Annotated in this window: 3 protein-coding genes and 1 pseudogene; 2 read left to right on the top strand and 2 right to left on the bottom strand. The window is 70.3% G+C overall.

All coding sequences use genetic code 11. From position 1 onward, the window contains the following. Window positions 1-458: 458 nt before the first annotated feature. Together E1287_RS46540 and E1287_RS42635 are read left to right on the top strand one after the other, a co-directional pair. Window positions 459-764 (top strand): annotated as a pseudogene (locus E1287_RS46540) (VWA domain-containing protein); the annotation flags it as partial. 71 nt (window positions 765-835) lie between these two features. After that, a complete protein-coding gene (locus E1287_RS42635; protein ID WP_131971748.1) occupies window positions 836-2296 on the top strand; it encodes an arylsulfotransferase family protein in 1461 nt (486 codons plus the stop codon). On the opposite strand, the gene E1287_RS42630 is transcribed toward E1287_RS42635, so the two are convergent. Beyond that, window positions 2285-2707 (bottom strand): RNA-binding S4 domain-containing protein, encoded by a 423-nt coding sequence (locus E1287_RS42630; RefSeq protein WP_131971746.1) that lies wholly within the window; start codon window positions 2705-2707, stop codon window positions 2285-2287. The genes E1287_RS42635 and E1287_RS42630 overlap by 12 nt on opposite strands. A 12-nt stretch (window positions 2708-2719) precedes the next feature. Then, window positions 2720-3368: 1-acyl-sn-glycerol-3-phosphate acyltransferase (locus E1287_RS42625; RefSeq protein ID WP_207934812.1), on the bottom strand; the 649-nt coding region annotated here is incomplete at its 5' end.

Raw genomic sequence — 3368 nt, 5'->3', positions numbered from 1 at the left:
GCTGAGGGGGGTGCATGCTGGGGCTTCTGTGTGACTACGTGCGGGGGGAGATGTCCGGTGGCCATCAGTTTCGAGAAGGTGCAGTCGACCGCGCCCGGCTTGATCAATCTCTACAAGGCGGCGAAGGTCAACCTTGATAAGCGGGGGCTCGGGGGCGAGCGGGCGGCCGTTTATCTGGTGCTCGATCGGTCTGGTTCGATGCGCCGGTACTACAAGGACGGGACCGTCCAGCATCTGGCGGAGCTGACCCTTGCGTTGTCGGCGCACCTGGACGATGACGGGGTGGTGCCGGTGGTGTTCTTCGACAAGATCGCGCATCCTCCGGTGGAGGTCGGGCTTACGCATTACCAGGGGCGGATCAACGAGGAGCATGAGCGCCTCGGGCATATGGGGACGACGAATTACGCCGCTGCGATGCAGGCGGTCATCGACCATTACCGAGCGCCGCGTCGGCGGCGCCTGCGTTCGTCGTCTTCCAGACGGACGGGTCGCCGGACTCGCGGACTGCGGCGGAGAGGGTGCTGTGCGACGCCTCGACGCTGCCTATCTTCTGGCAGTTCATCGGGTTCGGGGACGACAAGTTCAAGTTCCTGCGGAAGCTCGACGACCTTCCTGTGCCGCGCAAGCGGGCGGTCGACAACGCGGCCTTCTTCCCGGCCGGGTCGGATCCGCGCGCCATCGCTGACGACGACCTTTATCGCGCTTTGATGGACGAGTTTCCGGGCTGGCTCAACGCCGTCCGGGCGGCCGGCATTCTGCGCTGACAGAGGGGGCGGCCAGGCGGGTCTCAGGGGGCGTTCATGGAGTTTTGAGGTTCGGGCTGTAAACAGGCCCCATGAAGGTGACGCGTCGCGGGTTTCTGGTGTCCGGGCTGGTCGGAGGGGGTGCTCTGCTCAGCGGGGCCGCGTCCGGGCGGCGGGTTTTCGGAGGGCCTGAGCCGGAGGACGGCGGCGACGGGTACGTCACCATGCCGGGCGTGCGGCGGCCGGGGTTGACGGTGCGGCGGTTCGGGGCCACGGCGGCGGGGCTACTGCTCCTCGCGCCGTTTCGCGGGACGGACGCCGCCGACGCGCTGATCGTGGACGACGACGGCGAGCCCGTGTGGATCTACCGGTCCGACCGGCTGGTCACGGACGTGCGGGTGCAGACGTATGAGGGTGAGCCCGTCCTGACCTACTGGGAGGGGGCCCGGAAGACCGGCGGTTATGGGGAGGGCGTCGGTGTCGTCCTCGGCCGGGACTACACGCGTGTCGCCGAGGTGCGGGCCGGGGACGGCGTCTCCGGTGACCTGCACGAGTTCGCGCTCACCGAGCGCGGCACGGCGCTGATCATCGCCTATCCGGAGGTCACCGCCGACATGCGGCCGGTGGGCGGCCCTCGAAGGGGACGTGTCCTGGACGGACGAGTCCAAGAAATCGACATCGAGACGGGCGAGGTGCTGCTCGACTGGAGCGCGCTTGAGCATGTGGACATCGCGGAGACGCGGACGCCCGTGACGAAGGGCGCTGACGGCTCAAAGGGAAAGCCGTTCGATCCGGTTCACGTCAATTCCGTCCAGGATGATGGGGACACATTGCTGGTGTCCGCGCGGAACACGTGCGCGCTCTATTCCGTCGATCGCCGCACCGGCGCCGTCCGGTGGCGGCTCGGTGGGAAACGCAGCGACTTCACGTTCGGGGCGCACGCGGAGTTCGCCTGGCAGCACGACGCCCGGCGGCGGCCGGACGGGACGGTCACGCTGTTCGACAACCACATCGAGGACGTGGGCGAGGGCCCGTCGCGCGGTGTGATCCTGGAGATCGACGAGGCGGGCCGGCACGTGTCGCTCGTGCGCGAGTTCAGCGACGGCGCGACGTTCGGGCAGTACATGGGCAACCTGCAGGTGCTGCCGGACGGGAACGCGCTCGTCGGCTGGGGCTCGACGCCCGCGATCACCGAGTTCCGCGCCGACGGGACGCCCGTCCTGGAGATCACCGGCATCGGGGACGGGTCGTACCGCGCGTACAGAGCGGCGTGGGCAGGGCGGCCGTCAGCCCGGCCGGACGTGGTCGTGAACCCGGTGAATTCGCATTGGATGCGGGTTCATGTGAGCTGGAACGGCGCTACGGACGTTGCCGCTTGGCGGTTCCTGACCGGGGCCGTCCCGTCGCGGTTGGCGGTGGCCAAAACCGTGCGGCGGAACGGATTCGAGACCGCCGTGACCCTTCCGAAGGCGCCGCATGTCGTCGCCGAAGCGCAGACCGCGGACGGAACGCCCATTGGCCGTTCCGCGTTCGCGAAAGGTTCAATCGTCTGAGGGCCGCTCGATGTCGTCGGGCGGTTCTTTGAGGGTGCGGTAGCGGTCGAGGATGCGTTCCAGCTCGCGCCGTTCCCGTTTGGTGGGACGGCCCGCTCCGCGATCGCGGCGGCCCACCGGGATGAGCGCCTCGCGCGGCGGCGGGGGCGGGCTCTTGTCGATCAGGCATTCCTGCGCGGCGGGCGCCCCGACGCGCTTGCGGATGATCCGCTGCACGATGACGATGCGTTCCCGTCCGTCATGGCGGAGCCGGATCTCGTCGCCGGGCTTCACGGCCGTGGACGGCTTCGCGCGCTCGTTGTTCACGCGGACATGGCCCGCGCGGCAGGCGGTCGTCGCCATCGAGCGGGTCTTCAGCAGGCGCACGGACCAGATCCACAGGTCGACCCGCACCGTCCCCTCGTCGCCCATGCGTCCATGATGTCACTGCGGCGCGGGTGCGCGGTTGGCGCTGATCCACGCGTCGGCGCGCTCCCAGTGGGTGTAGAGCCAGTCGGTGCGGGCGTCGCGGTCGGGCGGGACGTCCTCGGCGGGGATCCGCCACCAGCGGGCGCGGACGGGCCCCGTCAGCGGGACGCGCCGCCAGATGTCGCCGGCCGTGGCCATGTGGTCGAGCCCGATGTGCGCGACGAACACGACGTCGGCGGACGGGGCGGACTCCAGCGCGGCCAGCACGCCGCCGGGGCGCGGCGGCATCAGGTTCCGCATCGCGGCGGCGCGTTCCGCCTCGTCCTTCCGGTGCAGCTGGGTCAGGCGGCGGATCGCGCGGTGGCGGCGCTCCGGGGTGAAGTTTCCGCCCTCGGGGAAGATCAGGAGCGCGTCCCGGGGGCCGAGGTCCTGGGCGAGGCGGCCGATGTCCTCGACGGCGCCGCCGCCCGGCGTGACGAACACGTTCGGCAGGCGGTTGGCGGCGATGTCGATGCACGGATCGAGCTGGAGCTGCGCCTTCATGACGACGCGGGGGCGCCGCCGGTAGTCGGTCAGCAGGTGGTGGACGAGGAGCAGCGCGTCGCCCGGGCCCGCGTGGCGGCTGAGGACGATCAGCGGACGGTCACCCCCGCCGCCGCCACCC

Source organism: Actinomadura sp. KC06 (assembly GCF_004348735.1).
Lineage (GTDB): Bacteria > Actinomycetota > Actinomycetes > Streptosporangiales > Streptosporangiaceae > Spirillospora.
The sequence above is the reverse complement of the archived record's forward strand: the minus strand, read 5'-3'. Positions and strand labels throughout refer to the sequence as shown.